Genomic DNA, 23869 nt, shown 5'->3' with positions numbered 1-23869 from the left:
TTGATTCCTTCATTGATAATGCATATAACAAGAGGTTTTACAAGTTGTTTAGTTGTAAAAGAACAAGTAAAATAACAGAAAAAGAAACATATACATTAAATATTTACTTTCGTTTATTGAAATAACAAAGAATGATCCGCCAATTGCCATTCATTACGAACATGAATACTTAGTGGGTGGGATAACTTACCTTCTGCATTTATCAATACTTTGGTCATCTTCTTTTGTTTCGCACTCAATTGATCGTAAATAGTCTTTGCTTGTTCATAAGCCACTTGACTCGTCGCTGTAATCGAACCACAAGCAAAAATAATGGTATTGATTTTCTTTTCTGTGAAAACAGTCGTTAATATTTCCAAAGATTGTTCATCATTGCCACGAGAAAATACCCGAGGACTTTTCGCTTTTGTATACGAAAAAAGATTCACGGCAATAAAACCAGTAAATCCCAATTGTCGGATATTCTTTTCGATGAGCAACATACTCAAATCATTCGTAAATGGTTCTGTATCTGTTGGACGAATGGTAATGACTACCGCTAATTTTTCTTCCGCTTCTTTTCCTTTGATCGCCCATTGTCGTTTGAAAACATAACGATGGGTATGATGAGGATCTCGCCAAACTTCTGTTTGTGTGGTCACTAATTCTTTTTCAATCATCTCTTTTTCTCCTATACTAATTTTTGTTCAAGCACTTCAATTACCATTGCCGTTATAAGTGTCATTACTAGCTGTAAATATTTCATATTCTTTCTCCTTTTTTCCTCAGAATTTGATGAATCGCGGTAAGGATATCTTCTAAACATTTCGCAATCATTCTCAAATAATCGATCTTATTCATTCGTTCCTTCAATCTGACTCCAAACCAATCGTCCTTCTACCAGTAACCCACGAACAAATTCTCGCTGGCTGGTAATATCTGTAATGAAATAAACTACATAGTCTTTTCCATCTTCTGGTGCGCAATAAATATAAAGATGTGTCATCACTAAACGTGGTAGATGAACATCTTTAGGAAGCGTACCTATTTCAATTTCTTCTCTTTCCATCGTAACGGATTCATAGCCCCACTCTTCAGGAGTAGTGACTAGCTGTGCACACTTTTCCAGTACTTCGATAGCCGTTTCTAACAAGTCATTTCGCTCCTTTCTTTTAGATATCAGTATTCTTCTGGTAATAACATCGTTTGATACTCACCCGAATCAATGACCCATATTTTTTGAGACACTGATTTCAAACGAAGCTTAGGTGAAATCAGATACTCTTTTCTTTCTTCCGGTTCTTCTTGACGATGAACCAACTTTTGATTTCCTTTTTCCGTAGAAAATTCAAAAATTTGAAGATAGTCTAAAGGAAATTGCTTTTGAACGTTTTGATCGATTAGATTCCAACATAAAGCTTGTAATTCCACCGGCAAACTATCCATTACTCCCTTTGTGACATAACGTTGTCCTTTATTTTGAAACATTTCTTTTCCCTCCTTTGTCGTAAAAAATAGCCCAATCTTCTATAAAGAAGATTGGACTTCATGGATATAATATATAGACAAAATTTGGTTTATTTCTCTATTTTCTATATATAAAATAATTTAAGAAAAAATAATCACAACGATAGTTTACAAATTCACAATAAATGACATAATAAATACATAAAACTAATGTGGAGGATAAAAATGAAACTAGTACAGTTAATTGTAAAAAATTTTAGAGGATATTCGAAGGAAACTAAACTTAACGTAGATGAGCTAACTGCTTTAATTGGAAAAAATGACGCAGGAAAATCAACATTATTAGAAGCTATGGAAATTTTTTTCAACAATAAAAAGATTGCTTGTGAAAAAGAAGATTTGTCAATTGAATGCGATGAAAAGAAAGATAATATTGAAATCTCTTGCTTGTTTTCTCATTATCCGACTAAATTAACCATTGACTCAGGGTCTGAAACCACTTTAAAAAAAGAATATTTGTTAAATAAAGATGGTTTGTTGCATATAAAAAAAATTTTTAATTGTAAAAATGCTAAACCTAAAGAAGAAATATATATAGTTTGTAATCATCCAACTAAATCTGGATATGATAATCTTTTGCTATTAAAACAAACTGATTTACGCAAAAAAATACAAGCATTAAATATTAGCGAAGAAAAATATGATGCACGAAACAATGCGTCTATGCGAAAAGCTATTTGGCAATCCTGTACGAATTTAGAATTGGAAGAAACCGAACTAATTGCTAATAAAGAAGACTCGAAAAAAATTTATGAAGCACTTGAAACCTACTTACCAACTTTTGCATTATTTCAATCAGACCGGAAAAGTAGTGATAGTGATAACGAAATAACTGATCCGATGAAAATTGCTATTTCTAAAGCTTTAATGGGCTTAGAGAAAGAAATAAATATAATAAAAAAAGAAGTACAGGAAAAGGCAATTGAATCCGCAAAAATAACTTTAGAAAAATTAAAAGAAATGGATCCAACTTTATCTGATTCTTTAATACCTGAATTTAAATCAGAACCTAAATTCGATTCTCTTTTCAAGTTAACCATCCGCTCTGATATGGGCATTTCCATTAATAAGCGCGGAAGTGGCGTTAGAAGATTAATTCTTTTAAATTTTTTTCGAGCTGAAGCAGAAAGAAAATTAACAGAAAATGATCGAAAAAATAATATCATTTATGCTTTTGAAGAACCCGAAACCTCACAGCATCCTACACATCAAAGAATGTTACTTGAATCATTTATTGAATTATCAAAAAAAGAAAATTGTCAGATTTTGATTACTACACACACACCGGCTTTAGGAGAACTATTACCATTAAAAAGTCTAAGATTAATCACAAAAAATGATCAAAATATTAGTGTTATTGAACAGGAAAATGAAGATATCTACAAAAAAGTAGCTAAAACATTAGGAGTACTTTCTGAATCAATTCCTAAAAATGCAAAAGGTGTATTGTTAGTGGAAGGTAAAGCAGATATAGTTTTTTTTGAACATTTAACTACCGTTTTAAAAAAACATGGTCTTATTGAAAAAAACTTTGAGGAGCACGGAATTGTAATAATGCCTGTTGGTGGTTGCAATAATTTAAAAGATTGGGTAACACGTAAATTAATTGAACAGATAGGCTTAAAATATGCTGTATTTCTTGATTCAGACAGAAAAACCGAAAATGAATGTACTAAAAATGTGAAAACTGTGTCAGATTTAAACAACTCAAACATATTGGCTTTCACTACAAAAAAACGAGAAATTGAAAATTACCTTCACCCTAGTTTATTTAATAATGAAATCGTGATTTCTGATTTCAATGATGTAAAACATGAAGCTAAAACATACTACGATAAAATTGGAAGAAAAGTATTAGAACATTGTTGGCCTAAAATGTCTTTCGAGCAAATTCGTGATAGAGAAAAATATGTGAATGAACTAGGTGATATAAAATATGAACTAACAGAAATCGTATCAGAAATTATAAATTATTTTACTTAATCACTCTATGAAAAATTTAAATGGAGCATCAATACATCTCCCTTGCTTATTATGATGAACCAGTATCACAATCAATATTAGTTATTCATTATTTTACATTCCAACCATGAAAGATTACTTCAGAAGTGATTAAACAATTAAATCATGTAACACCAATTGATGTGATAAATCTAGCTAATCAATAAGAACATGTAAAAAAACTTTTTTGACCACACACATACTTCAAGGAAGATAGAGCCCACGCAGAAACTAACAGAACACCGATGACTTAAACTAGTATATGAATAACTTTAATGTATTCTCAGGTTTATTTGCTGATTTAGGGATAAAGTCCATATAATTGTGTAAAAGATAAAAGGCCATGTAACAGCCCTTTTACGGTACAATGTTTTTAACCACAAAAACATACCCAGGAGGACGTTACATGACCCAAGTACATTTTACACTGAACAACGAAGAGGTTCAAAGTATTATTGAACATTCGGTAAAAGATGATGTTTCTAAAAATATTTTAACCACTGTTTTCAACCAATTGATGGAAAATCAACGAACAGAATATATTCAAGCCGATGACTATGAACGTTCAGAAAGTCGTCAGAGTCAAAGAAATGGCTATTATGAGCGAGACTTTACGACTCGTGTGGGTACACTCGAATTAAAAGTGCCTAGAACACGTGATGGTGAATTTTCACCGACGGTGTTTGAGCGTTATCAGCGAAATGAAAAGGCACTGCTCGCTTCAATGCTTGAGATGTATGTTTCGGGCGTTTCGACACGTAAAGTTTCAAAGATTGTTGAAGAGCTATGTGGAAAATCTGTATCGAAATCTTTTGTTTCTAGCCTGACTGAGCAGTTAGACCCGATGGTCAACGAATGGCAGAACCGTTCACTCTCAGGTACGAATTATCCTTATCTGATGACTGATGTTCTCTACATAAAAGTCCGTGAGGACCATCGAGTGCTTTCTAAAAGCTGCCATATTGCGATCGGGATAACAGAAGGTGGCGACCGTGAAATCATTGGCTTCATGATTCAAAATGAAGAAAGTGATGACACATGGTCCATCTTCTTTGAATACTTAAAAGAACGCGGCCTAAAGGGGACAGAACTCATCATTTCTGATGCCCATAAAGGCCTAGTGTCTGCGATTCGTAAGTCATTTACCAACGCAAGTTGGCAGAGATGCCAGGTCCATTTTTTAAGAAACATCTTCAGTTCCATTCCAAAAAAGAATTCAAAACCGTTTAGAGAAGCAGTAAAAGCGATCTTTAAGTTTACGGATATTGAACTCGCTCGAACAGCTAAGAATGCCTTAGTCGGTGAATATATCGACCAGCCTAAATATACAAAAGCCTGCGAAATATTGGATAATGGCTTCGAAGATGCCTTTCAATACACGGTTATCGGAAATAGTCATAATCGGCTAAAAAGCACCAACCTTCTTGAACGACTGAACCAGGAAGTCCGCAGAAGAGAAAAGATTATTCGGATTTTTCCCAACCGAACGTCTGCCAATCGATTAATTGGAGCTGTCCTTATGGACCTTCATGACGAATGGCTCAGTTCTACAAGAAAATATATTAAGTTTGATCAATGAGAGACCGGTAAAACATTGTATAGTATTTTACACAGGATTATGGACTTGACTGATTTAGGAAATACAATTGATATAGTTTAATTATTAATCATAATAAGCAGATTAGTATTAAAAATTTTTCGTGTCCTAATTAATGTTTGTTCTCTGGATCGTTATTTATTATTCCAGTTATGAAACTACTAAACCTTTTATAAAACTCATAAAAAAGATCGCTAAAATCATATAACACCTAAAAAAATTAGTCTTTTATAGAGTGGAGAAATCCACTCTTTTTTACACAAAAATTTCCTATTAGACTATAGTCAATTAATAGAATTATTCTTGTATTTAGCTTTATTAAATACTCTATATAAAAGCTCACTAATTACATCTATTTTTATAGATGGTATTATTTTATCTTTAAATTCGACTCCAATATTCTGTCAATTTAGCACCAAAATTAGAGCTGATTGCATACTTATATGGTAATAGCGTCTGAACATTAGGAATGTTATCAATTTTTATTATTTCTACATTGGTATTTGTTAGAAAAATTACGTATTGAATTTTATCTTTAAATTTGTATAACCAATCAAGAAGTTCCTTATCCCTAGATAATCGGTAGCTATCTAATATCTCTTGTCTTCCTAAATCTCCAGCATACAATCCATTTACACCTTCTAAACTCAATTCTGCCATTGATAACGCACCATCATCGGCATAATCAATCAAAAAAATTCCAATATTTTCTTCTGGGTCATATTTTTCTAAACTTTTAATATGATTGACAAAATTTTTTTTAAAAGAATTAATTAAATCTTTATAAGAATGTTCTGGATATAGAAATTCATTCTTAACTTTTTGTGTTTTCGATGATAAATTCTTTCTTATTTTTCTACTTTTACTTTCAAATTTTGACTTTTCTATCTTATGAATAGCCCCTTTTTTACCTTCACTAGAAGATGTAACAGCAAAATGTTCTAAAAATCCTTTCCTACAGATAAAATCAGGAAATTTATTGGAACTTGGATTAGGTTCTATTATTTTTAATAATTCTTTAAATTCTTTAATATCAGGTACACTAAGACCAAAATAACATTGATAATCATTTTGTCTAATCACTTCTTTTACTCGTTCTAAAGATCTTTCTTCTATTTTATTTTGGGTTATTTCATTGTTACTCATCTATATAACTCTCCTTACAACATATTATAAATCTCATCACTTATGATACGGAGCCCCCGCATTGATCCGGAAGGCACGGTAGATTTGCTCGACGAGGATCAGACGCATCAATTGATGTGGATACGTCATTTTGCCAAAAGAGATCTGAGCATTGCTTCTTTTCATGACGGCTTCGCTGAGTCCTAAAGAGCCGCCGATAACAAAAACAAGGTGGCTTTTTCCTTGGATACCTAATTGGTCGATTTGTTTAGCAAAAGATTCGCTTGTGGGATTTTTCCCTTCAATTGCTAAGGCATAGACGTATTCTTGCTCTTTGATTTTCGCTAAGATCCGTTCTCCTTCTTTTTCTTTTACTTGTCTCATTTGCGCTTCACTTAAATTCTCCGGGGCTTTTTCGTCAGGAACTTCGATCAATTCGATTTTTGCATAGGCATTCAGCCGTTTGACATACTCATTGATACCTTGGATCAAGTATTTTTCTTTTAATTTTCCTACTGAAATAATTTTGATATTCATATTTTCTCTCCTTTGATCTTCATGCTCACTTTGTTTATTATAATCAATTTTTTCGTCTCTATGTTTGTTTTGGCTATTTTTTTAAAAAGATTTCCCCAACAGTTATGCACAACATCCACAGGTTTATCCACAGAAAACAGTGTTATTTTACCTTATTTCATCACATTCATTAGGCAAACATACGTTTTATAAGAATTTATCCACTTTATACACAGGCTGTGGATATGTTTTATCCCTTATTTTTCCAATCCTATCCGCGTAGTTTTACACAGTATCTGTGGAAAAAGAAAATCAAATATTTTCATCTGAAAACAATGATTTTTCCTAAAGTTTTTCATAAAAAGTTCACAGTCTCAAAGTAGACTAAAGTCAACAAATAAGACTATACTAACAGTAGATAAATGAATGTAATTGGAGGAGGAACACATGGATAGAAAAAATGTGACACCAAAGATGAAAAAAAATAAAAATAATAGCCTCTGGCGTAAGTTAGGTCTGGGGCTTGTTGGAGGGATCGTTGGAGGACTACTGACAGCTGGCATTTTTTATGCAGCGATGGGCACTGGCAACAATAGTTCTACTGCTACAAGCGGCAATCAGAATTCTGCCGGTGAAACAGTTGTGGAAAATGTCAAAGTCAATGTAGATTCTGATATCACCAAAGCGGTAGATAAAGTTCAAGACGCTGTCGTTTCTGTTATCAACTTACAAAGTCAAAACCAATCAAGCGGTTTTGGCGGACTATTCGGGCAGCAAGAAGAAAGTAGCAGCTCAGATGATAGTAATTTGGAAGCTTATAGTGAAGGAAGCGGCGTGATCTACAAAAAAGATGGAAATACTGCTTATGTAGTCACAAACAACCACGTAGTAGATGGACAGCAAGGTCTTGAAGTCTTGATGAAAGACGGTACGAAGGTAAAAGCTGAATTAGTTGGAACAGATGCTTATTCAGATTTAGCGGTGTTGAAGATCAATTCAGACAAAGTCGAAACAGTTGCCTCTTTTGGTGACTCAAGTGCTCTGAAGGTTGGTGAGCCTGCGATTGCGATTGGTTCCCCACTAGGATCTGAATATGCAAATTCTGTCACTTCAGGAATCATTTCTTCCTTGAACCGACAAGTGACAAGTACGAATGAATCGAACGAAACAGTCAATATCAATGCGATCCAAACAGATGCAGCAATCAACCCTGGAAATTCTGGTGGTCCTTTAGTTAATATCGAAGGACAAGTTATCGGTATCAACTCAAGTAAGATCGCAAGTACTTCTGAATCTACTTCTAATGTAAGCGTAGAAGGAATGGGATTTGCTATTCCAAGTAACGATGTAGTGAATATCATCAATCAACTGGAAAAAGACGGAAAAGTGACACGTCCAGCTCTAGGTATCACAATGGTCGACTTATCTGCCGTTTCTACTCAGCAACAAGAACAAATCTTGAAGATTCCTTCATCTGTAACTAACGGTGTCATCGTGACAAATGTCCAAACAGCTACACCGGCTGAAAAAGCTGGATTGAAACAATACGACGTCATTACTAAGATCGATGACAAAGAAGTTTCTTCTGGTGTAGAACTTCAATCTGCTTTGTATAAGAAAAAAGTGGGAGATTCTGTCAAAATCACTTACTATGAAGGCTCGAAAGAAAAAACAACTACTGTTGAATTGACGATCGATCAATCGGCATTAAAACAAAATCAAAATAGTGAAAATTAATAAAAAAGAGGTTGTGACAAAGACTTGTCACAACCTCTTTTTATAAACTATATTTTTCTTGCCAACTCCTCGGTCACAAGTCACAAGATCCAACAAACATGAGAAGCTGTTTTTTGAAATTGCTCCTTGTGACTCAGAGTGAAACGGCAGACTCACAACCTCTTTATTTTGGAAATGCTTCTCCGACTACGGCATCCTCAGGCAATACTAAGATTCCTTTTTTTGCTGGAGCATTTGGCAAATGCAATTCACGAGCGGAACAGATCATTCCATAGCTATCTACCCCTCGCAAAGTTCCTGGCCAGATCATCATTCCATCTGGCATCATAGCTCCTGGTTTTGCAACGACAACTTTTTGTCCAGCTTCGATATTGGGTGCACCGCAAACGATTTGCAATACTGCACCATTGTCTACTTCTGTCTCAGTAATCGATAAATGGTCAGAATCAGGATGTGGGACGCATGTTTTTACGTACCCGACAACGATCTTCGGTTCATGATCAGCTTCAAGCTGTTCTTCGAATCCTGCTTCTTTGATCAATCGATTCAATTTCGCTAATTCTTCATCTGTTAAGCTTACTTGGCCGTTCCCTTCGATTGTTAGATGATCGGAGATATGGAAAAAGTTCCAAGCAACAACTTGACCTTGTTCATCTTTGATCCGAGCAACATTCCATTTGCGTTCAACGGTGTTTTCTGTTCCTTTATCGTCGGCTATGATAACCATCAAGGTGTCTCCGACGTGTGCTTTGTTATAAGCAAAAATCATGTTCTTTCCTCCATTATCCTTTGCTGAGATTTATCTTAACAAAAAATTGCATTCACTGCATGAGATTTTTTTCATGCTTTATTTCCTAGTTTTCACAAAATAGAAGAGGTTGTGACAGAAGTGGTCAGCTTTAAGAAATAAGAAGGAATTTACGAAAATTGCTTCTCGAATTTTTGTGAAATTTCGGCTTATTTTTCGAAGAAGCTACTTCTGGAACACCGTGTATCAGAGGTTGTGAAAAAGCTGCCCTGCATCAAGTAATAAGAACAGTCAAATAAAAATAGCTCCTCCTATTTTGCCGTTTTTTGAGCTAATACCGAAGGTCAGCTGATTGAACACCGTTTACCAAGAGGTCGTGAGCCTGCCGTTTAACTCCGAGTCACAAGGAGCAATTTCAAAAAACAGCTTCTCATGTTTGTTGACTATTGTGACTTGTGACCGAGGAGTTGGTAGGAGAACACCATTTATTCGTAACAAGGGACTGTGACAAGAATTTTGTCACAGTCCCTTTACTGTTTTAGTTAATTGATTAAAAAGGTCGTACAAGTTCCACTTGCTTAATTACTTGGCTGTTCTTCTTCGTCAGAAACGATCAAGACATCACAAGGTGAATGACGTATCACGTAGCTGGCTACACTTCCTGTCATAAAGCGTTCGACTGCATTTAGACCTGACTGCCCAACCATGATTAGATCGATCTCATATTTTTTTGGCAATTTGACTGCCATGGATTCACGAACAGAACCATATGCAATAATTCCTTCTATATTTGTGTAATCAACAGATTTCCCATATTCTTTACATTCTTCGATCATTTCCTTGGCTGTTTCAGTTTGCTGATCGACTAGATTTTGATCAATAGGTGCATAGCCCATAAAGTTATAAAATTGCTGATCGATTACGTTTGCTACATATACTTTCCCATTATTACGGCGAGCCACTTCTACCGCTTTTTTGAAAGCAGCAAGTGCTTGTTCACTACCGTCGATACCTACTAAAATGTTCTTATATTCTTGATTCATCTTGACCCCTCCTAACAGATGTCAGCCTTTTGTTACACTTTCTAGGAACGATTCGATTTCCTGTTTTGTTTTACGATCTTTATTCACTAGACGACCTAATTCTTTTCCGTCTTGGATCACGACAAAACTTGGGATACCAAAAATGTTCCATTCAGCGGCTACATCTATGTACTTGTCACGATCTACTTCAATAAATTGCCAATCAGAAAAGTCATTTTCAATTTCAGGCATTTGCGGTTTGATAAAACGGCAGTCTCCGCACCAGCCGGCAGTAAAGAAAAATACACTCTTTCCAGTTTCTACGTAGCCTGCTAATTCTTCTAAACTATTTGGGATAATCATTCTTTGTCCTCTACTTTCTGTTTATGTATTTTTCAATTAAATTATACACCTTTCTTTCGAACTAACAAACATTGATCCTCTTTTTATAAAAAAAATCTGGCAAAAGCAATCTTTTGCCAGATTTTATAGTTTCACTATCGCATTATTTTCCGTATACGATCGTATTCACTGTTGATTTATCCAAACCTTTCAGTGTTTGAATCAACATTTCTCGTGCAGCTTCAAAATCGCGAATACTGAACATCGTTTGATGCGTATGGATATAACGTCCCACTACGCCAATCACTGTACTTGGGATTCCTTCGTTTTGTGTATGAGCAGCACCTGCATCTGTACCGCCTTTTGAAACAAAGTATTGATAAGGGATATTGTTTGTTTCAGCGATATCCAGCAAGTACTCGCGCAAACGAGGAAGCATGATCAAACCTGGATCTTGGATACGCATCAATGTACCTTCTCCTAAATGTCCGAATGTGCCATTTTTCGTCACTGTGTCATCTGCTGCAGAGCAGTCTACTGCAAAGAACAGATCTGGCTTGAATTTATTGACAGAAGCTTTAGAACCACGCAAGCCTACTTCTTCCTGGACATTCGCGCCTGCAATCAATGTATGACCTAATGTTTCATTTTGCAACGCTTCTAAAGCTTCTAATACCATTGTACATCCATAGCGGTTGTCCCATGATTTGCTGATGATATTCTTTCCGTTGGCTGTTTTGATCGTTTCAGCGTAAGGAACGATTGTGTCTCCTGGAAGGACACCGTAACTCATTGCCTCTTCTCTTGATTCAAACCCAGCATCGAACAAAATATCGGTTACTTCTACTGATTTTTGTCCGCTTGTTCCTCGCAATAAATGCGGGGGAACGGAACAAGAAATACATGGATAATTCTTACCAGTAGAGGTTTTAAGTGTAAAACGCTGTGCAGAAACAACGTAAGGATTCCAGCCGCCTAGAGGTACGACTTTAAAAAGCCCGTTTTCTTGGATTTGTGTCAGCATGAATCCGACTTCATCCATATGTGCTGCGACCATTACACGGGGTGCATCCGCTTCTTCATGATGGCGCAGACCAAAAATGCCGCCCAAACCATCTAACTGTAACTCATCTACCAGCGGTTCCATATGACTTTCCATATAAGCGCGAACATCTTGTTCAAAACCGCTTGTTCCTTGTAATTCTGTTAACTCTTTGATTCGTTGAAATGTTTTTTCTTCCATATGCTATTCGTCTAAATTTCAGACTAAACTCCTCTCAGACTTATATTGATCTGCGGATAAAATATGATTTTTTCTGCAGACCGATCGTATTTATTATAGCTTATTTTTTCTGGTAGCGGTTATTTATTTCAAAGAAAATATGAGAGTGTGGTAAAATAAGCACAAGGAGTAACAAGTGAGAAGAAGGAGGTATGTCCACATGTATGAAGAAAGCGAACTAAGCTATTTTAAAGGCGGGTTAGCAGTTGGAATCGGTCTAGGATTATTGAGCGGGGTAGCTTCAACGATTTGGTATCATCGCAAAAAAGTATTGTCAGCAGACCAAGTACTTGAAAATATCAAGTCATCTTTTCTAAAAGAAGGTGCAATCGAAGGTTCTTGGATCTCTTTTGAAAAGGAACCTATTAGGAAATTCGCCGTTCGGTCGAGTGCTTATCGGGGAGGTCTTTCTCGGATAGAAGATGGCGAAACTGTTTATTATGAATTTTTAGCAGATGCTCATACAGGAACCGTATTAGAAATTTCAAGAAAAAAAGGTGCAACAGATTAATACGTCAAAAAAGTGAGAGAACGAATACGCACCCACTATTCAAAAGAGAGGTATCATGTCCTTCTTTTGTAGTGGGTGGTTTTTTAGATAGAGCTTTCCAAACATATATACCAGTATTTTCTTTTTAAATAAATGATATTTAGCGGGAAAAACTAGCATTTCCTTTGATTATGAGGTATTTTTAATTTAGCTTTTGTTTTCTATAGTTAAGGAGAGTGAAAAATGGAACAACAAGAAAAAATTGCTGTTCTGATTCCTTGTTACAATGAGGAAGCAACAATTTCAACAGTCATTGCAGACTTTAAACGAGAATTACCAGAAGCAGATATTTATGTCTATGATAATAATTCGACCGATCGAACATACGAATTGGCCGTTCAAGGTGGAGCAATCGTAAAAAAAGAACCTCGTCAAGGAAAAGGAAATGTGATCCGCCAAATGTTCTTTGATATCGATGCCGACTATTATTTAATGGTAGATGGCGATGATACTTATCCTGCAGAAGCTGTACATGGTTTGCTCGAGAAATTACGTTCTGGTGAAGCAGATATGGTCATTGGTGATCGCCTATCAAATGGAACCTACTTTGATGAGAATAAGAGACCTTTCCACGATTTTGGAAATAACCTTGTTAGAAATACAATTACTAGAATGTATAAAACAAAAATTCTTGATGTCATGACCGGCTATCGAGGATTCAATCGTATCTTTGTCAAAAGTTTTCCTATTATGAGTTCTGGTTTTCAAATCGAAACGGAATTGACGATCCATGCTTTAGATAAAAAATTCAAGTTCGTTGAGATCCCAATCGATTATCGTGATCGTCCTGAAGGCAGCGAATCAAAATTGAATACATTCTCTGACGGATTCAAAGTGATCATGATGATTATTAAAATGTTTAAAGATTATAAGCCTTTGCTTTTCTTTGGGATTTGGACCATCTTCTTCTTTTTATTTGGATTGGTCACGGGGATTCCTGTGATTCGCGAATATATGCTGACAAGCTTTATTACACGCATCCCTTCTGCGATTTTAAGTACTGGATTGATGACTTTAGCACTTCTTTCATTAGTAACAGGGTTGATTTTGGATACAGTCGTCACGAACGCTAAGAAAGAATATGAATTGAATCTATATCATGTTTATCATGAATACCACAGTAGAAAGTAAAAAAAGGATCAAGACTGCAAAAATAATTTGCAATTCTTGATCCTCTTTTTAATTAATTATTTCGCCAAACGATAGATGGCATCTGCATAGATTGCTGTTGCTCTGAACAAGTCATCAAGACTCATAAATTCGTTTGCTTGATGCATTGTATCAGTATATCCTGGGAACATCGCTCCATAAGCAACGCCACGTTTCAACAAACGTCCGTAAGTTCCGCCACCGATGATTTGTTCGTAGCCTTTTTCTCCAGTGTGGTCTTCATAGACTTGCAATAATGTAGCCACCAATGGATCATCCATTGGTACGTAATGTGGTTCCATTACGCGAGCACCTCGAGTAACTGTTGCGCCTTCTTGCCCCACTGTTTGTTCGATGTCACTTTGCAATCCGTCTACTGTTACACCTTTTGGAAAACGGAAATTCATATTGATGAAGTTCGCTTCCTCTGTACCATTTTCTTCAAAAGCAAATAGTCCAGCATTCATTGTCAATTTGCCCATTTTTTCATCTTCATAAGCGACTCCTAGTTTTTCTCCATAAAAATCTTCATGGACATAAGCAGCTGCTACATGGATAAATTGTTTAGCAGATCCTAGGAATTCATAGTTATCTAAGAACAATGCCAAGAAAGAACCTGCATTGATACCAGATTGTGGGCTTGCACCATGTGCGCCTTTACCAACTAATTCGATTTTTACATACGTATTGTCCGCTTCAATCGTTCCGCTTACTGGATTTGCTTCGATGAATTGGTAAAATGCTTCTTCCATCGCGATAGCTGCATCTGCACTTGGTACTTGAAGTGCTGCAGTTGCTGTTCCTGGCACCATATTTTCGCGAAGTCCGGAAACAAAAGATTTCAAGACATAATCTCCTGCATTGTCGCCTTTGAAGCGTAAAGCTAAAGAAACATTTCCTTTTTCACCATTGATGATTGGGAATTCAGCATCTGGTGAGAAACCAAAATCTGGTTCTTCTTCATGTTCGAAATAATAAGCCATATCGCCCCAGCCGCTTTCTTCATCGCTGCCGACTACGAAGCGAACTTTTTTTGATAGTTTCAAGTCAAGTTCTTTAATGATCTTCATCGCATAGTAAGCTGCCATACTTGGACCTTTGTCATCGCTTGATCCGCGTGCAAAGATCTTTCCATCCTTGATTACTGGTTCATAAGGATCTGTGTCCCAGCCATCTCCTGCAGGAACGACATCCATGTGTCCAAATATCCCTAGCGTTTCGTCTCCTTCGCCAAGATCAATATGCCCTGCATAGTTATCGACATTTTTTACTTTAAAACCATCACGTTCGCCATAAGCTAACATATGTTTCAATGCGTCGCGAGGTCCAGGTCCAAATGGTGCATCTGGTGTTACTTTTGAGTCATCGCGCTCGCTGTTGACACGTAAAAGATTTTTCAAGTCTTCAAGCAAGTCTTCTTTACGTGCTTCTACTTCTTTTTGCCAATCAATTGTCATAAAGTTAATCCTCCACTTATTTAAGTCTTCGTGTTCATGATACCACAAATTACAGAAAAAAATAGTTCAAAAAATCTGACAATTCCTTTTCTTATCTGTTTTTCTCTAAAAAAAATATACGCTATAATGAGTAAAAGGAGGTTTTTCGATGCTGATAAACGAACAACTAGTGAAAAGAGTCATCACACCTCGTCCAAAAATTTCACATAAAGGAACATTTGGACGTATCGTTTTGATTGGCGGCAATGAACAATATGGCGGAGCAATCATTATGAGTGCTTTAGCTGCCGTACACAGCGGAGCGGGTCTCACGACTGTAGTAACTGATGAAAAAAATCGGAGTGCTCTTCACAGTCATCTGCCAGAAGCAATGATTGTAGATTGGACGGATACTGACCAGTTTCTTTCCGTAATAAAGCAAGCAGATGTACTCTTGATTGGTCCCGGATTGGGTACTTCTTCTAAGAGTTTGGAACGGTTCAAACAAGTACTAGAAAACCAATCAAAAGAACAATGGCTGGTGATTGATGGCTCTGCTTTAAGTTTACTTGCTGCTAATCATCTTTTGCTACCCTATCCCGAACAAACTGTACTTACACCTCATCAAATGGAGTGGCAACGGTTGAGTTCTCTACCGATACAAGAACAACGGGATGAAGAAAACAAAAAGAAGCAACAGGAAATCGGTGCTGTGCTCGTTTTGAAAAGTCATGAGACAAAAATTTATGGTCACCAGCACTTCTACACCAATCCTTTAGGTTCTGCTGCTATGGCAACAGGCGGCATGGGTGACACTTTAGCTGGGATGATCACAGGATTTTTAGCCCAGTTTCCTCAAAATGACCAAACGATTGCAGCAGCTGTTTATCTTCATAGTTTCATTGGAGACCAGCTGGCAAAAGAACAATATATTGTTTTGCCGACACAAATCAGCGAAGCACTTCCGAAATGGATGAATTATTTTTGTAAAAAATCAATGGAAAACGAGGCATGAGTCATGGAGAAATTTACAGGTTATGTGCGAGAACCTTTTTATTATGAAACAGATCAAATGGGGATTATTCATCACAGCAATTATATCCGCTGGTTTGAAGAGGCTCGGGTAGCCTTATTGGTACATCTAGGGTTTCCCTATAAAAAAATCGAAGAATCTGGGATCATCATCCCCGTTCTGGAAGTAAATTGCAGCTATAAAGAAATGATCCATTACGGAGAAAAAGTGAGCATCCATCCAACTATCCAAAAGTATACGGGGACACGGTTGGATTTTAGCTACGAAATTGTGGGAACTGAAGACAAAAAATTAAAAACTACTGGCAGTAGTAAACACTGTTTTTTACTTTCTGATTCGCAACGATTAGTGAAGCTGAGCAAAGTCAATCCGGAGTTAGATCAGTTATTCCAAGCGTACGCTTCTTTGGATGATGTAAATTCTTAATAAAGACCGTCTAAGCATTTTTCTTGTATTGTGTCGAGTAGTTCGTATAATGAAAAGAAAAAAGCAGGTGATCCCCATGTATGTCGTTAAAGTAATGCACGGTTACATCGATAAAACTGGCTGTCGCACTCGGGAAAAAAACTTAGACAATCTGCTCATTTTCAAAGACAAAAAAGAATCCGAAGCTTTTGCTAAAAGAATCGGCGGTCGTGTCAAACCGATCCAAGAGGTACGACCAGATTGATTCAATATTTTTCTTTTCGAGGCTCTAATAGGCATGCCTATCAGGGCTTTTTTTGCAGACTGTTTTTTTATGCCCACACGATTTGTAAGCGATTTATGTTATAATAGATTATATCTGCATAGAAAGGAAGGTTAAATGGTTATCAATAATTTGCAACAGCAAGCTTATGAATCTATACGTAAACAAATCATTTATTCCGAGTTAGCACCTGGAAGTAAAATCTCCGATAAAGTGTTAGAAGAACAACTAGCTATCGGGCGTACACCGATTCGAGAAGCACTGATCCAACTGCGCAATCAAGAGCTTGTAAAAACCATTCCACAGTCCGGCACTTATGTTTCAAAAATCGATATCCGATCTGCTTCATTAGCCCGTTATACGCGGGAAAAGTTGGAAAAACCGATCCTGCAAGAATGCAGTGCGAAAATGACCAAGCAAGATCAAGCTAAACTAGAAAAAATACTAGAACAAACCGATCAGGCAGTGATCGCTCAAAATAAAAAAGCTTTTTTTGATTTGGATACTGATTTTCACCGAACTTGTTATGAAATTGCTGGAAAACGAGAAATTTGGGATTGGCTAGAAAGTTATAGTACGCACTTGAACCGTTTCAGATGGTTACGTTTGACGATTTCAGAATTAGACTGGGGTCGAGTATTAGATGAACATCAGACAATGCTTCAATCAATGATTGATCATAACTTTGATGAAGTCGGATTTCTTTGCACGATGCATTTACATATGATTATCGAGGAGCAAGAATACGTGATTCATAATTACCCCGATTATTTTGAAGATATTCAGGACAGACCCATCAAATAAGAGGTTTTGGAATCAGCGTTTTGACCTGAGTATTAGAGAAATAAACGGCAAAATAGTTCCTCATATTTTGCCGTTTTTTTTGAGCTAATACCGAGGGTCAGCTGATTGCACACCGTTTATTGAGAGGTTGTGAAAAAGCTGCCCTGCATCAAGTAATAAGAACAGCCAAGTAAAAATAGCTTCTTATGTTTTTAACTTGGCTGGACTTATTACCGCAGATGCAAGCTTTTGAACACCGTTTTCCAAGAGGTCGTGAGCCTGCCGTTCATCTCCGAGTCACAAGGAACAATTTCAAAAAACAGCTTCTCATGTTTGTTGAATATTTTGACTTGTGACCGAGGAGTTGACAGGAGAACACCGTTTATTCGGAAAAAAAGGACTGTGACACGACTTTTGTCACAGTCTCTTTATTTGTAATCTAAATCATACTCCGTACATCTTTTTTCTATTTTTTTTATTTCTTCTAAGATCCCTTGGCTACGAATTTCATTATATGGCCAAAGTAAGACTGCCTCTAATACATAAGGCGAAAAATCGCTTTGATTCATCTCTTTTGAAAAACTCATCGCTGCTATCTCGCTCAATGCACGAATGTTTGATTGATGTGTATAAAAAGGCAACCGCCACAGCACAATTTTTTCGCTTTGCGTATAAATTCCCTTAACAGAAGCTTCGATGTGGTGAAATAGTTCATGTCCAATAATCAAAGCTTGCGCTGTTTCTTTAGAGATCGAAGCTAGTCCTGAACATTTTAATTTTTCTAACGGCTCCGTCATCAATCGAATCCCTTCATCTTCTGCATAAGTTGCAAAAGTGATTCGTTCGTTTATTTGCTCTGATTCACAGGAAACGATTGGAACAGCCATTTGTTCACAAATTTCTCCTACATCGGCAAAAGGGTACTTTTTTTTGATGCTACATGCCGTTTCGATACCACAATCGATTGATTGTTGTATAAGAATTTTCTGCTTGGACAAAGGAATCTTTTTCCAAAATAAATCTCGCCGAAACTGGTAGAATCCCCAAATTTCTTCGGGGATCTGTTGTAATTCGTTTAGTAACTCTTCTAACTTATGTTTGTTTGATATTTCCGGCAACGACGATCACTTCTTCCTCCGGTTCCATAGTAGATACTTCCAGATCCATCAAAAGCTGTAGTTGTTCCAGATCCGTCGCTGTAAAATCAGAGACTCTTGCTCCTAAGCAGAGATAAAATTCTGGTCGGGCAATCAATTCAGTTTGATAAACTGCCATATCTTCCCAAAGTTGTTCGACAGCTGTCATATAATTGGCTGCAGTTGTTTTCATACATGAAGCATGTCCACGTTGGACCTTGATAAATCCTTTTTGATCGATGATCCGAAGACTTCCAGCATTTTTTGAACGATTCTGTTCGCCGCATACATAAAAGAAAGGTGTATTTTCCAATAAGCAAACTTCATTTTTATTTAATCGCATATCCTCTGCAGCAAGCTCTAGTGCTTCTTCTGTTGTGATCTCCTTGGTTAGATCGGTTGCTTTCACTTCCGTAGAACCAGTAGCGATAGCCGTTACTTTTGAAGTCTGTGGATCGATTTCTACGTGGACTTCGATCGATTCTGGTGTAGCGCCTGATTCAATCGCTTTATTCATCGCTTCATTTTTCAACGATCGTATATCTTCTTTACTTGGCGAAGGGATGATACGTTCTACAACATCTCGGACCATTGCAAGTGCTACACCAATAGAAGAAATCACTTCGGCGTTTTCAGGAATCGAATATTTCACACCCATTTTATTACTAAAGTAAGTAATCAATGAGGCAGCGCCGCCCCCTACACCTACAAGAGAAATCTGATCTTTCTCCAAGTGATACTTGTCTGCCAATTCTAAAATCACCGGTTCAATCTTAGCATAGGATTTTTCCATGATCTGTTCTGCGATGTCTTCAACCGTCGTATGACAATAATCAGCTAATGCTTGGATGGCTTTTCGTGCAGATGGGACATTTCCATAAGAAAAATGTTCTTCTTGCACTAATCCAAGGACATTGGCTGCACATGTATTTGTAATAGTCACTTCTTCTCCGTCTTCCATCACTACCTTGACGTAATCAGCAGGGTCTCCTTCTTTAGGAGAGAAAAATTCAACCTTAGGACCTTTGATTTTTTCTGTCTCCGTAAATACTGCATAATCTAGACCGGCAATATGTGCAGAACGTGGACCGACATCGATGATTCCTGACTGATTAGCCCGTACCATCGAACCGCCTGCCACACCTAGAACCCGAACATCTAATGAAGAGATATATGTTGGGTGGCCACCTACAATTGAATAATCGATTGCTGGACGTCCATTTTTAATGACCCCGATATTGGTTGTTGTTCCGCCTACTTCAAAATAAACACCATTAGACGCTCTCAAGTACATCAAAGAGCCCATGACTGATGCTGCTGGACCGGAAAGCATGGTTAAAACAGGTCGTTTTTTCATTTCATTGATTTCCATTACTCCGCCGTCTCCGCGCATAATCATCAAAGAAACATTGACCCCTGCTTCTCGTACGGAATCTTCTGTAGAGGTTGCCGTATCTAGCATTTTTGGTAAAATAGATGCATTGATTGCTGCTGTCCGAGTTCTTCTTGTCAATCCATATAATTTTGTGATGTCAGAAGCCATCGTTGTAGGGATCGCTTTCACAGATGCTGCTTCATAAACAACTCGTTCTGGTTCCCCATTATCTACTCCAAATGCCATAGAAGAAACCAAGACCTCCGCTCTTTCTCTTTCTAAAGAAGAAATCGTTTCTGAAACACGGTCTACATTTAAGTGTTTGACAGGTAAGAATGCATTGACAATCTCTATTTTTTTCTTATTCCCTAAATCGATATCGTTCAATCTAGTTTGTCGTTTTGCTAAAAAACCTTCTAATCCACCTTTTGCCATCCCGATTACGCCGACTTTTGCTACGTCTCCTTCAATCAGTGCATTAGTCGCTTGTGTGGTAGAATGTGCAACAAACACAACATCTTCTGGACTGATATTATTTTCCCGCAAACAATTTTGAAAAGACTGAACGACACCTGCGGCTACTCCATGGACATCATCGTGGGTTGTTTTCACTGAAGATTTTCCGATGATTTCGTGCGTCGCATTATCGATTGCGACTGCTTTCGTATGTGTACCGCCAACATCAATTCCCATTCGCACAAAACGTTTCATTTTCTTTTCCTCCATTCATCTAATCGTTTTTATCGACGTTTTGTTTACTAGGCGTTCCCGTACAATAAGAACGTGATCAGGCATAAGATCGCTCCGATGATCCAACCAGTTGGGATGGATTTCTTCATATATTCTCGAGAAGTTACTTTTGTATAACCTAATCCCCAAGCAACCCAAGATTGTGTAATATCTAAATGCTGAGGAGCAATCGTTGTGATTGCAAATAACGGGAACAAAAAGGCTGGCGACATCGTTGGATTAACAGCTAATACGACAGCTAAAATAGCTGAGCCTGAACCGACTAGATTCATTGGACCGCGGAAAAATCCTAGTGGTGTCAATATAGCAAATACGATTGCCAAGACTAATGGTGATTGCGGTATCCAATCTCCAAAAATAGCTGAAAAATAAGGAGAAGCATACGCAGCTGAATTATTGAACATCGCTAAGGTCATCAAGAAACCAACCATTGGTGCAACATCTACTGCGCCATCTGTAAATAATTTCGCAAACTGACGACAGATTTCTTTATAACCTCCGCGCAATTTTCCAGTAAACAGCAATGCCCAGATACCTGCTAGAATAAAACCTAAGATGATTGGAAGATCTAAAAGAACGACCCCTAAAACTGGTAATAATACGGCTAACCATGAGATCATTGGTGCGTCGCCACCTTCAGCTGGTACGTTTGCTGCCATTGCATAGCGTTTCTTTTTGTTCATTGATATATTAGCGACCGTTAGTACCACAACTAAGCTTACAATCATCCCAATCATACCAATTTGGAAATAGTCATTATAAGTATAGCTTTCAGCCGATGGATTGAAACCAGCATAAATCGTTTGATATTGTTTGAAATTGACGATATTAGCAAAGATTCCAGCCATAATCGAGCCCATAAATGAGAACAGTGCAACCGGTACTGAAATACCTAATGACATCAAGATTGGCAACACAATAACTGCAATAGAAATCACTGGTCCGATTCCTGTCATCGACATGAATATAACAGCGGTTACAATACATAGTAAGCTCATCGTGATTCTTGGCTTGTCCCCTCCAAGTTCAACTACCTTTCGAATCAGGGTAGCTGCGATTCCGCTATCTACTAGAACACGCCCGAAAAAGGCACCAAAGAAGACATTTACCAAGATCGATTTGGCGTACTCAGCTGGCCCCGTCGTATAGATATGCGTCAACACATCAATTACTCCTTGCCCTTCCATCGCCGGGTTTGGTGAAAACGTGTTTCCGACTAGCGCTAATCCCATCCATACAGTAGCCATGATGGCAAAGCCGACCATCAAGTTGTAGCCTTTTACACAGTACCAGACCATGAAAAAGAATGAGATAACTAACAAAATACCAATAATAATATCACTCATGTTATTCCTCCGTCCATTTTGTTTTTCTGATAAGCAAACTAATATATCAGTCAAACTCATTCTAACTTATGTAGTTAGCGCTTTCATTAAAGGATGACCATAAATGTTCAGTTTTCAATTAAAAAACCTTAATTATGCTATTTTAGACTTATACGTTATTGTCCTGTTTCATTTGATGGAGGATTGTAAATAAAAAAAGAGGAAAGAACATAACTTTTCGTTATCTTCTTTCCTCTTTATAATTGTTTAACTTATTTAGCCAAAGCGTCTTTTGCTTGGTCAGCCAATGCAGTAAATGCTGCTGCATCGTTAACAGCCAAGTCAGCTAACATTTTACGGTTGATGTCGATTTCAGCAACTTTCAAACCGTGCATTAATTTTGAGTAGCTCAAGCCATTCATACGAGCTGCTGCGTTGATACGAGCAATCCACAATTTACGGAAGTCGCGTTTCTTTTGACGACGATCGCGATATGCGTAGTTGTATGAATTCATTACTTGTTCTTTTGCTGTTTTAAATAAAGTGTGTTTTGAACCGTAGTAACCTTTTGCTAATTTTAGCACTCTTTTACGACGTTTACGAGTTACTGTTCCACCTTTAACACGTGCCATGTATAATTCCTCCTAATAAAAATAAATCTTCAGATTCTGTTATTTGTACTTCTTATTTCATTTTTGCTAGTTGTTGGCGAATACGTTTGAAGTCGCCACTAGAAACCATGCTTGCTTTACGCAATTGACGGCGTTGTTTTTTTGTTTTGCCGTGGAAACGGTGACTTGTAAACGCGCGGAAGCGTTTCAATCCGCCTTTACCAGTACGTTTGAAACGTTTTGCTGATCCGCGGTGTGTTTTTTGTTTTGGCATGACTATATTTCCTCCTCAAAATCTTTCGTTATCCGACTATCGGCTGTCCAACAGCCAGTTAGTCATTCAAATTACTTACTGTCGTTTTTCGGTGCCAGCGTCAAGAACATGCTGCGTCCGTCCATTTTCGCTTTTTGTTCCACTGTTGCAATATCCGCAGTTTCTTCAGCTAAGCGATTCAAGACTTTTTGACCAATTTCTTTATGGGTAATGGCACGGCCTTTGAAACGGATAGAAGCTTTCACTTTATCGCCCTTTTCCAAGAACTTACGTGCATTACGAAGTTTTGTATTGAAGTCATTCAAGTCGATCGTAGGACTTAAGCGAACTTCTTTTACATTGATCACTTTTTGTTTTTTACGCGCTTCGCGGTCTTTCTTTTGTTGTTCGAAACGGTATTTACCGTAGTCCATGATTCGCGCAACTGGTGGTTTCGCACCAGGGGCAACTAACACAAGATCCAAGTTTGCTTGTTCTGCAATATTCAATGCTTCTGCTTTTGTCTTAACTCCTAATTGCTCACCATCTGAACCGATCAATCGTAACTCTCGTGCACGAATGCCGTCGTTAACCATCATATCCTTTGCTATGGTCATTCACCTCCAAATATTATGAGAGAAAGAAAAGCTTACCGAATAAACGGCAATAAAAAAACGAGTTCTCTTACAGAACCCGCGTGTACTTCACCTAATAGAACCAGTGAAAACTATCTAGCCCAGTGACATTATCAACTAAGGCGAGAAGCGGGTGCTTCTGCTTTTATTTCTCAACCATCATAGTATAGCAAAAACTAATCTTTTTGTCAATGTTTTTCATACAGTTTGTCTTCCTTTTCTGAAAATGATTAGATTAGCAGACTTTCTAGCAGTGATTCCCGCTTCTT

At 37.3% G+C, this 23869-nt stretch carries 25 protein-coding genes and 1 other annotated feature; of the genes, 9 read left to right on the top strand and 16 right to left on the bottom strand.

The features are described 5' to 3' along the window. Window positions 1–113 precede the first annotated feature (113 nt). From IGL15_RS01255 to IGL15_RS01245, 3 genes are all read right to left on the bottom strand, one after another. Window positions 114–659: a DUF1643 domain-containing protein gene (locus tag IGL15_RS01255; protein WP_002333864.1), complete on the bottom strand. Its 546-nt coding sequence runs from the start codon at window positions 657–659 to the stop codon at window positions 114–116. Window positions 660–832: 173 nt separating this feature from the next. After that, window positions 833–1132, bottom strand: a complete 300-nt coding sequence (locus IGL15_RS01250) for a hypothetical protein (protein WP_002333863.1) — start codon at window positions 1130–1132, stop codon at window positions 833–835. A 26-nt stretch (window positions 1133–1158) separates the two neighbouring features. Beyond that, window positions 1159–1467, bottom strand: a complete 309-nt coding sequence (locus tag IGL15_RS01245; protein WP_002334080.1) for a DUF960 domain-containing protein — start codon at window positions 1465–1467, stop codon at window positions 1159–1161. 204 nt (window positions 1468–1671) lie between these two features. Between IGL15_RS01245 and IGL15_RS01240 the strand changes: the two genes are divergently transcribed. Then, window positions 1672–3489: an AAA family ATPase gene (locus tag IGL15_RS01240; RefSeq protein WP_096705434.1), complete on the top strand. Its 1818-nt coding sequence runs from the start codon at window positions 1672–1674 to the stop codon at window positions 3487–3489. Between the two features lie 424 nt (window positions 3490–3913). Next, window positions 3914–5086 (top strand): IS256-like element IS1542 family transposase, encoded by a 1173-nt coding sequence (locus tag IGL15_RS01235; RefSeq protein ID WP_002323245.1) that lies wholly within the window; start codon window positions 3914–3916, stop codon window positions 5084–5086. 399 nt (window positions 5087–5485) lie between these two features. Here the strand turns inward: IGL15_RS01235 and IGL15_RS01230 are convergent, their stop codons facing one another. Together IGL15_RS01230 and rlmH are read right to left on the bottom strand one after the other, a co-directional pair. Then, window positions 5486–6250 carry a hypothetical protein gene (locus tag IGL15_RS01230; protein ID WP_096705433.1) on the bottom strand — a complete coding sequence of 255 codons (765 nt, stop codon included), beginning with the start codon at window positions 6248–6250 and terminating at the stop codon, window positions 5486–5488. A gap of 36 nt (window positions 6251–6286) precedes the next feature. Next, window positions 6287–6766 (bottom strand): 23S rRNA (pseudouridine(1915)-N(3))-methyltransferase RlmH, encoded by a 480-nt coding sequence (rlmH, locus tag IGL15_RS01225; RefSeq protein ID WP_002287841.1) that lies wholly within the window; start codon window positions 6764–6766, stop codon window positions 6287–6289. Window positions 6767–7192: 426 nt separating this feature from the next. Here rlmH and IGL15_RS01220 point away from each other — a divergent pair, with 426 nt between their 5' ends. Continuing rightward, window positions 7193–8482, top strand: a complete 1290-nt coding sequence (locus IGL15_RS01220) for a S1C family serine protease (RefSeq protein WP_002319485.1) — start codon at window positions 7193–7195, stop codon at window positions 8480–8482. A 163-nt stretch (window positions 8483–8645) separates the two neighbouring features. Here the strand turns inward: IGL15_RS01220 and ytpR are convergent, their stop codons facing one another. The 4 genes from ytpR to pepA form a co-directional block, all read right to left on the bottom strand. After that, window positions 8646–9251, bottom strand: a complete 606-nt coding sequence (ytpR, locus tag IGL15_RS01215; protein ID WP_002325235.1) for a YtpR family tRNA-binding protein — start codon at window positions 9249–9251, stop codon at window positions 8646–8648. Window positions 9252–9808: 557 nt separating this feature from the next. Then, window positions 9809–10273, bottom strand: a complete 465-nt coding sequence (locus IGL15_RS01210) for a universal stress protein (protein WP_002287838.1) — start codon at window positions 10271–10273, stop codon at window positions 9809–9811. 21 nt (window positions 10274–10294) lie between these two features. Further along, on the bottom strand, window positions 10295–10615 hold the full coding sequence (locus IGL15_RS01205) for a thioredoxin family protein (protein ID WP_002287837.1): 321 nt from the start codon (window positions 10613–10615) through the stop codon (window positions 10295–10297). Between the two features lie 142 nt (window positions 10616–10757). Further along, complete coding sequence (gene pepA, locus IGL15_RS01200) at window positions 10758–11837, bottom strand: glutamyl aminopeptidase (protein ID WP_104765302.1); 1080 nt, start codon at window positions 11835–11837, stop codon at window positions 10758–10760. A 199-nt stretch (window positions 11838–12036) separates the two neighbouring features. On the opposite strand from pepA, the gene IGL15_RS01195 reads away from it, so the two are divergent. Then, the gene (locus IGL15_RS01195) at window positions 12037–12387 is read left to right on the top strand and encodes a PepSY domain-containing protein (protein ID WP_002289862.1); all 351 of its coding nucleotides are present in this window, start codon (window positions 12037–12039) and stop codon (window positions 12385–12387) included. Between the two features lie 222 nt (window positions 12388–12609). Continuing rightward, window positions 12610–13557 (top strand): glycosyltransferase family 2 protein, encoded by a 948-nt coding sequence (locus tag IGL15_RS01190; protein WP_002289860.1) that lies wholly within the window; start codon window positions 12610–12612, stop codon window positions 13555–13557. Between the two features lie 56 nt (window positions 13558–13613). On the opposite strand, the gene pepV is transcribed toward IGL15_RS01190, so the two are convergent. After that, window positions 13614–15032: a dipeptidase PepV gene (gene pepV, locus IGL15_RS01185; RefSeq protein WP_002294157.1), complete on the bottom strand. Its 1419-nt coding sequence runs from the start codon at window positions 15030–15032 to the stop codon at window positions 13614–13616. A gap of 148 nt (window positions 15033–15180) precedes the next feature. On the opposite strand from pepV, the gene IGL15_RS01180 reads away from it, so the two are divergent. The 4 genes from IGL15_RS01180 to IGL15_RS01165 all read left to right on the top strand — a co-directional run bounded on the left by IGL15_RS01180 (window position 15181) and on the right by IGL15_RS01165 (window position 17536). Further along, the gene (locus tag IGL15_RS01180; RefSeq protein ID WP_002351294.1) at window positions 15181–16026 is read left to right on the top strand and encodes an NAD(P)H-hydrate dehydratase; all 846 of its coding nucleotides are present in this window, start codon (window positions 15181–15183) and stop codon (window positions 16024–16026) included. A 3-nt stretch (window positions 16027–16029) separates the two neighbouring features. Beyond that, complete coding sequence (locus tag IGL15_RS01175; protein ID WP_002289317.1) at window positions 16030–16470, top strand: acyl-CoA thioesterase; 441 nt, start codon at window positions 16030–16032, stop codon at window positions 16468–16470. Between the two features lie 49 nt (window positions 16471–16519). Beyond that, window positions 16520–16714 (top strand): hypothetical protein, encoded by a 195-nt coding sequence (locus IGL15_RS01170; RefSeq protein ID WP_002315615.1) that lies wholly within the window; start codon window positions 16520–16522, stop codon window positions 16712–16714. Between the two features lie 135 nt (window positions 16715–16849). Continuing rightward, window positions 16850–17536: a GntR family transcriptional regulator gene (locus tag IGL15_RS01165; protein ID WP_002289316.1), complete on the top strand. Its 687-nt coding sequence runs from the start codon at window positions 16850–16852 to the stop codon at window positions 17534–17536. 407 nt (window positions 17537–17943) lie between these two features. Here the strand turns inward: IGL15_RS01165 and IGL15_RS01160 are convergent, their stop codons facing one another. The 6 genes from IGL15_RS01160 to infC all read right to left on the bottom strand — a co-directional run bounded on the left by IGL15_RS01160 (window position 17944) and on the right by infC (window position 23582). After that, window positions 17944–18633 carry a hypothetical protein gene (locus tag IGL15_RS01160; RefSeq protein ID WP_002289315.1) on the bottom strand — a complete coding sequence of 230 codons (690 nt, stop codon included), beginning with the start codon at window positions 18631–18633 and terminating at the stop codon, window positions 17944–17946. After that, entirely contained in the window at window positions 18608–20737 is a 2130-nt protein-coding gene (locus tag IGL15_RS01155; protein ID WP_104765303.1) for a hydantoinase/oxoprolinase family protein, read from the bottom strand. Before IGL15_RS01155 ends, IGL15_RS01160 begins: the two co-directional genes overlap by 26 nt. 47 nt (window positions 20738–20784) lie before the next feature. Beyond that, the gene (locus IGL15_RS01150) at window positions 20785–22122 is read right to left on the bottom strand and encodes a hypothetical protein (protein WP_010777022.1); all 1338 of its coding nucleotides are present in this window, start codon (window positions 22120–22122) and stop codon (window positions 20785–20787) included. A gap of 251 nt (window positions 22123–22373) precedes the next feature. Then, window positions 22374–22733, bottom strand: coding sequence for a 50S ribosomal protein L20 (rplT, locus tag IGL15_RS01145; RefSeq protein ID WP_002293355.1), 360 nt, complete (start codon window positions 22731–22733; stop codon window positions 22374–22376). A 52-nt stretch (window positions 22734–22785) separates the two neighbouring features. Then, a complete protein-coding gene (gene rpmI / locus IGL15_RS01140; protein ID WP_002289309.1) occupies window positions 22786–22986 on the bottom strand; it encodes a 50S ribosomal protein L35 in 201 nt (66 codons plus the stop codon). Window positions 22987–23057: 71 nt separating this feature from the next. After that, window positions 23058–23582, bottom strand: a complete 525-nt coding sequence (gene infC, locus IGL15_RS01135; RefSeq protein ID WP_002293357.1) for a translation initiation factor IF-3 — start codon at window positions 23580–23582, stop codon at window positions 23058–23060. Between the two features lie 43 nt (window positions 23583–23625). After that, window positions 23626–23751 (bottom strand) — a sequence feature (ribosomal protein L20 leader region). Between the last annotated feature and the right edge of the window lie 118 nt (window positions 23752–23869).

The organism is Enterococcus sp. DIV0436a (assembly GCF_051711605.1).
GTDB lineage: Bacteria > Bacillota > Bacilli > Lactobacillales > Enterococcaceae > Enterococcus_B > Enterococcus_B faecium.
Note: the sequence above shows the minus strand (reverse complement) of the source record. Positions and strands in the feature narration are given on the sequence as shown.

What these genes read in the sequence shown, in the direction of transcription:
- IGL15_RS01255 (WP_002333864.1), bottom strand. Translation starts at nt 659, where the DNA reads ATGATTGAAAAAGAATTAGTGACCACACAAACAGAAGTTTGGCGAGAT.
- IGL15_RS01245 (WP_002334080.1), bottom strand. Translation starts at nt 1,467, where the DNA reads ATGTTTCAAAATAAAGGACAACGTTATGTCACAAAGGGAGTAATGGAT.
- IGL15_RS01240 (WP_096705434.1), top strand. Translation starts at nt 1,672, where the DNA reads ATGAAACTAGTACAGTTAATTGTAAAAAATTTTAGAGGATATTCGAAG.
- IGL15_RS01235 (WP_002323245.1), top strand. Translation starts at nt 3,914, where the DNA reads ATGACCCAAGTACATTTTACACTGAACAACGAAGAGGTTCAAAGTATT.
- IGL15_RS01230 (WP_096705433.1), bottom strand. Translation starts at nt 6,250, where the DNA reads ATGAGTAACAATGAAATAACCCAAAATAAAATAGAAGAAAGATCTTTA.
- rlmH (WP_002287841.1), bottom strand. Translation starts at nt 6,766, where the DNA reads ATGAATATCAAAATTATTTCAGTAGGAAAATTAAAAGAAAAATACTTG.
- IGL15_RS01220 (WP_002319485.1), top strand. Translation starts at nt 7,193, where the DNA reads ATGGATAGAAAAAATGTGACACCAAAGATGAAAAAAAATAAAAATAAT.
- ytpR (WP_002325235.1), bottom strand. Translation starts at nt 9,251, where the DNA reads ATGATTTTTGCTTATAACAAAGCACACGTCGGAGACACCTTGATGGTT.
- IGL15_RS01210 (WP_002287838.1), bottom strand. Translation starts at nt 10,273, where the DNA reads ATGAATCAAGAATATAAGAACATTTTAGTAGGTATCGACGGTAGTGAA.
- IGL15_RS01205 (WP_002287837.1), bottom strand. Translation starts at nt 10,615, where the DNA reads ATGATTATCCCAAATAGTTTAGAAGAATTAGCAGGCTACGTAGAAACT.
- pepA (WP_104765302.1), bottom strand. Translation starts at nt 11,837, where the DNA reads ATGGAAGAAAAAACATTTCAACGAATCAAAGAGTTAACAGAATTACAA.
- IGL15_RS01195 (WP_002289862.1), top strand. Translation starts at nt 12,037, where the DNA reads ATGTATGAAGAAAGCGAACTAAGCTATTTTAAAGGCGGGTTAGCAGTT.
- IGL15_RS01190 (WP_002289860.1), top strand. Translation starts at nt 12,610, where the DNA reads ATGGAACAACAAGAAAAAATTGCTGTTCTGATTCCTTGTTACAATGAG.
- pepV (WP_002294157.1), bottom strand. Translation starts at nt 15,032, where the DNA reads ATGACAATTGATTGGCAAAAAGAAGTAGAAGCACGTAAAGAAGACTTG.
- IGL15_RS01180 (WP_002351294.1), top strand. Translation starts at nt 15,181, where the DNA reads ATGCTGATAAACGAACAACTAGTGAAAAGAGTCATCACACCTCGTCCA.
- IGL15_RS01175 (WP_002289317.1), top strand. Translation starts at nt 16,030, where the DNA reads ATGGAGAAATTTACAGGTTATGTGCGAGAACCTTTTTATTATGAAACA.
- IGL15_RS01170 (WP_002315615.1), top strand. Translation starts at nt 16,520, where the DNA reads ATGAAAAGAAAAAAGCAGGTGATCCCCATGTATGTCGTTAAAGTAATG.
- IGL15_RS01165 (WP_002289316.1), top strand. Translation starts at nt 16,850, where the DNA reads ATGGTTATCAATAATTTGCAACAGCAAGCTTATGAATCTATACGTAAA.
- IGL15_RS01155 (WP_104765303.1), bottom strand. Translation starts at nt 20,737, where the DNA reads ATGAAACGTTTTGTGCGAATGGGAATTGATGTTGGCGGTACACATACG.
- IGL15_RS01150 (WP_010777022.1), bottom strand. Translation starts at nt 22,122, where the DNA reads ATGAGTGATATTATTATTGGTATTTTGTTAGTTATCTCATTCTTTTTC.
- rplT (WP_002293355.1), bottom strand. Translation starts at nt 22,733, where the DNA reads ATGGCACGTGTTAAAGGTGGAACAGTAACTCGTAAACGTCGTAAAAGA.
- rpmI (WP_002289309.1), bottom strand. Translation starts at nt 22,986, where the DNA reads ATGCCAAAACAAAAAACACACCGCGGATCAGCAAAACGTTTCAAACGT.
- infC (WP_002293357.1), bottom strand. Translation starts at nt 23,582, where the DNA reads ATGACCATAGCAAAGGATATGATGGTTAACGACGGCATTCGTGCACGA.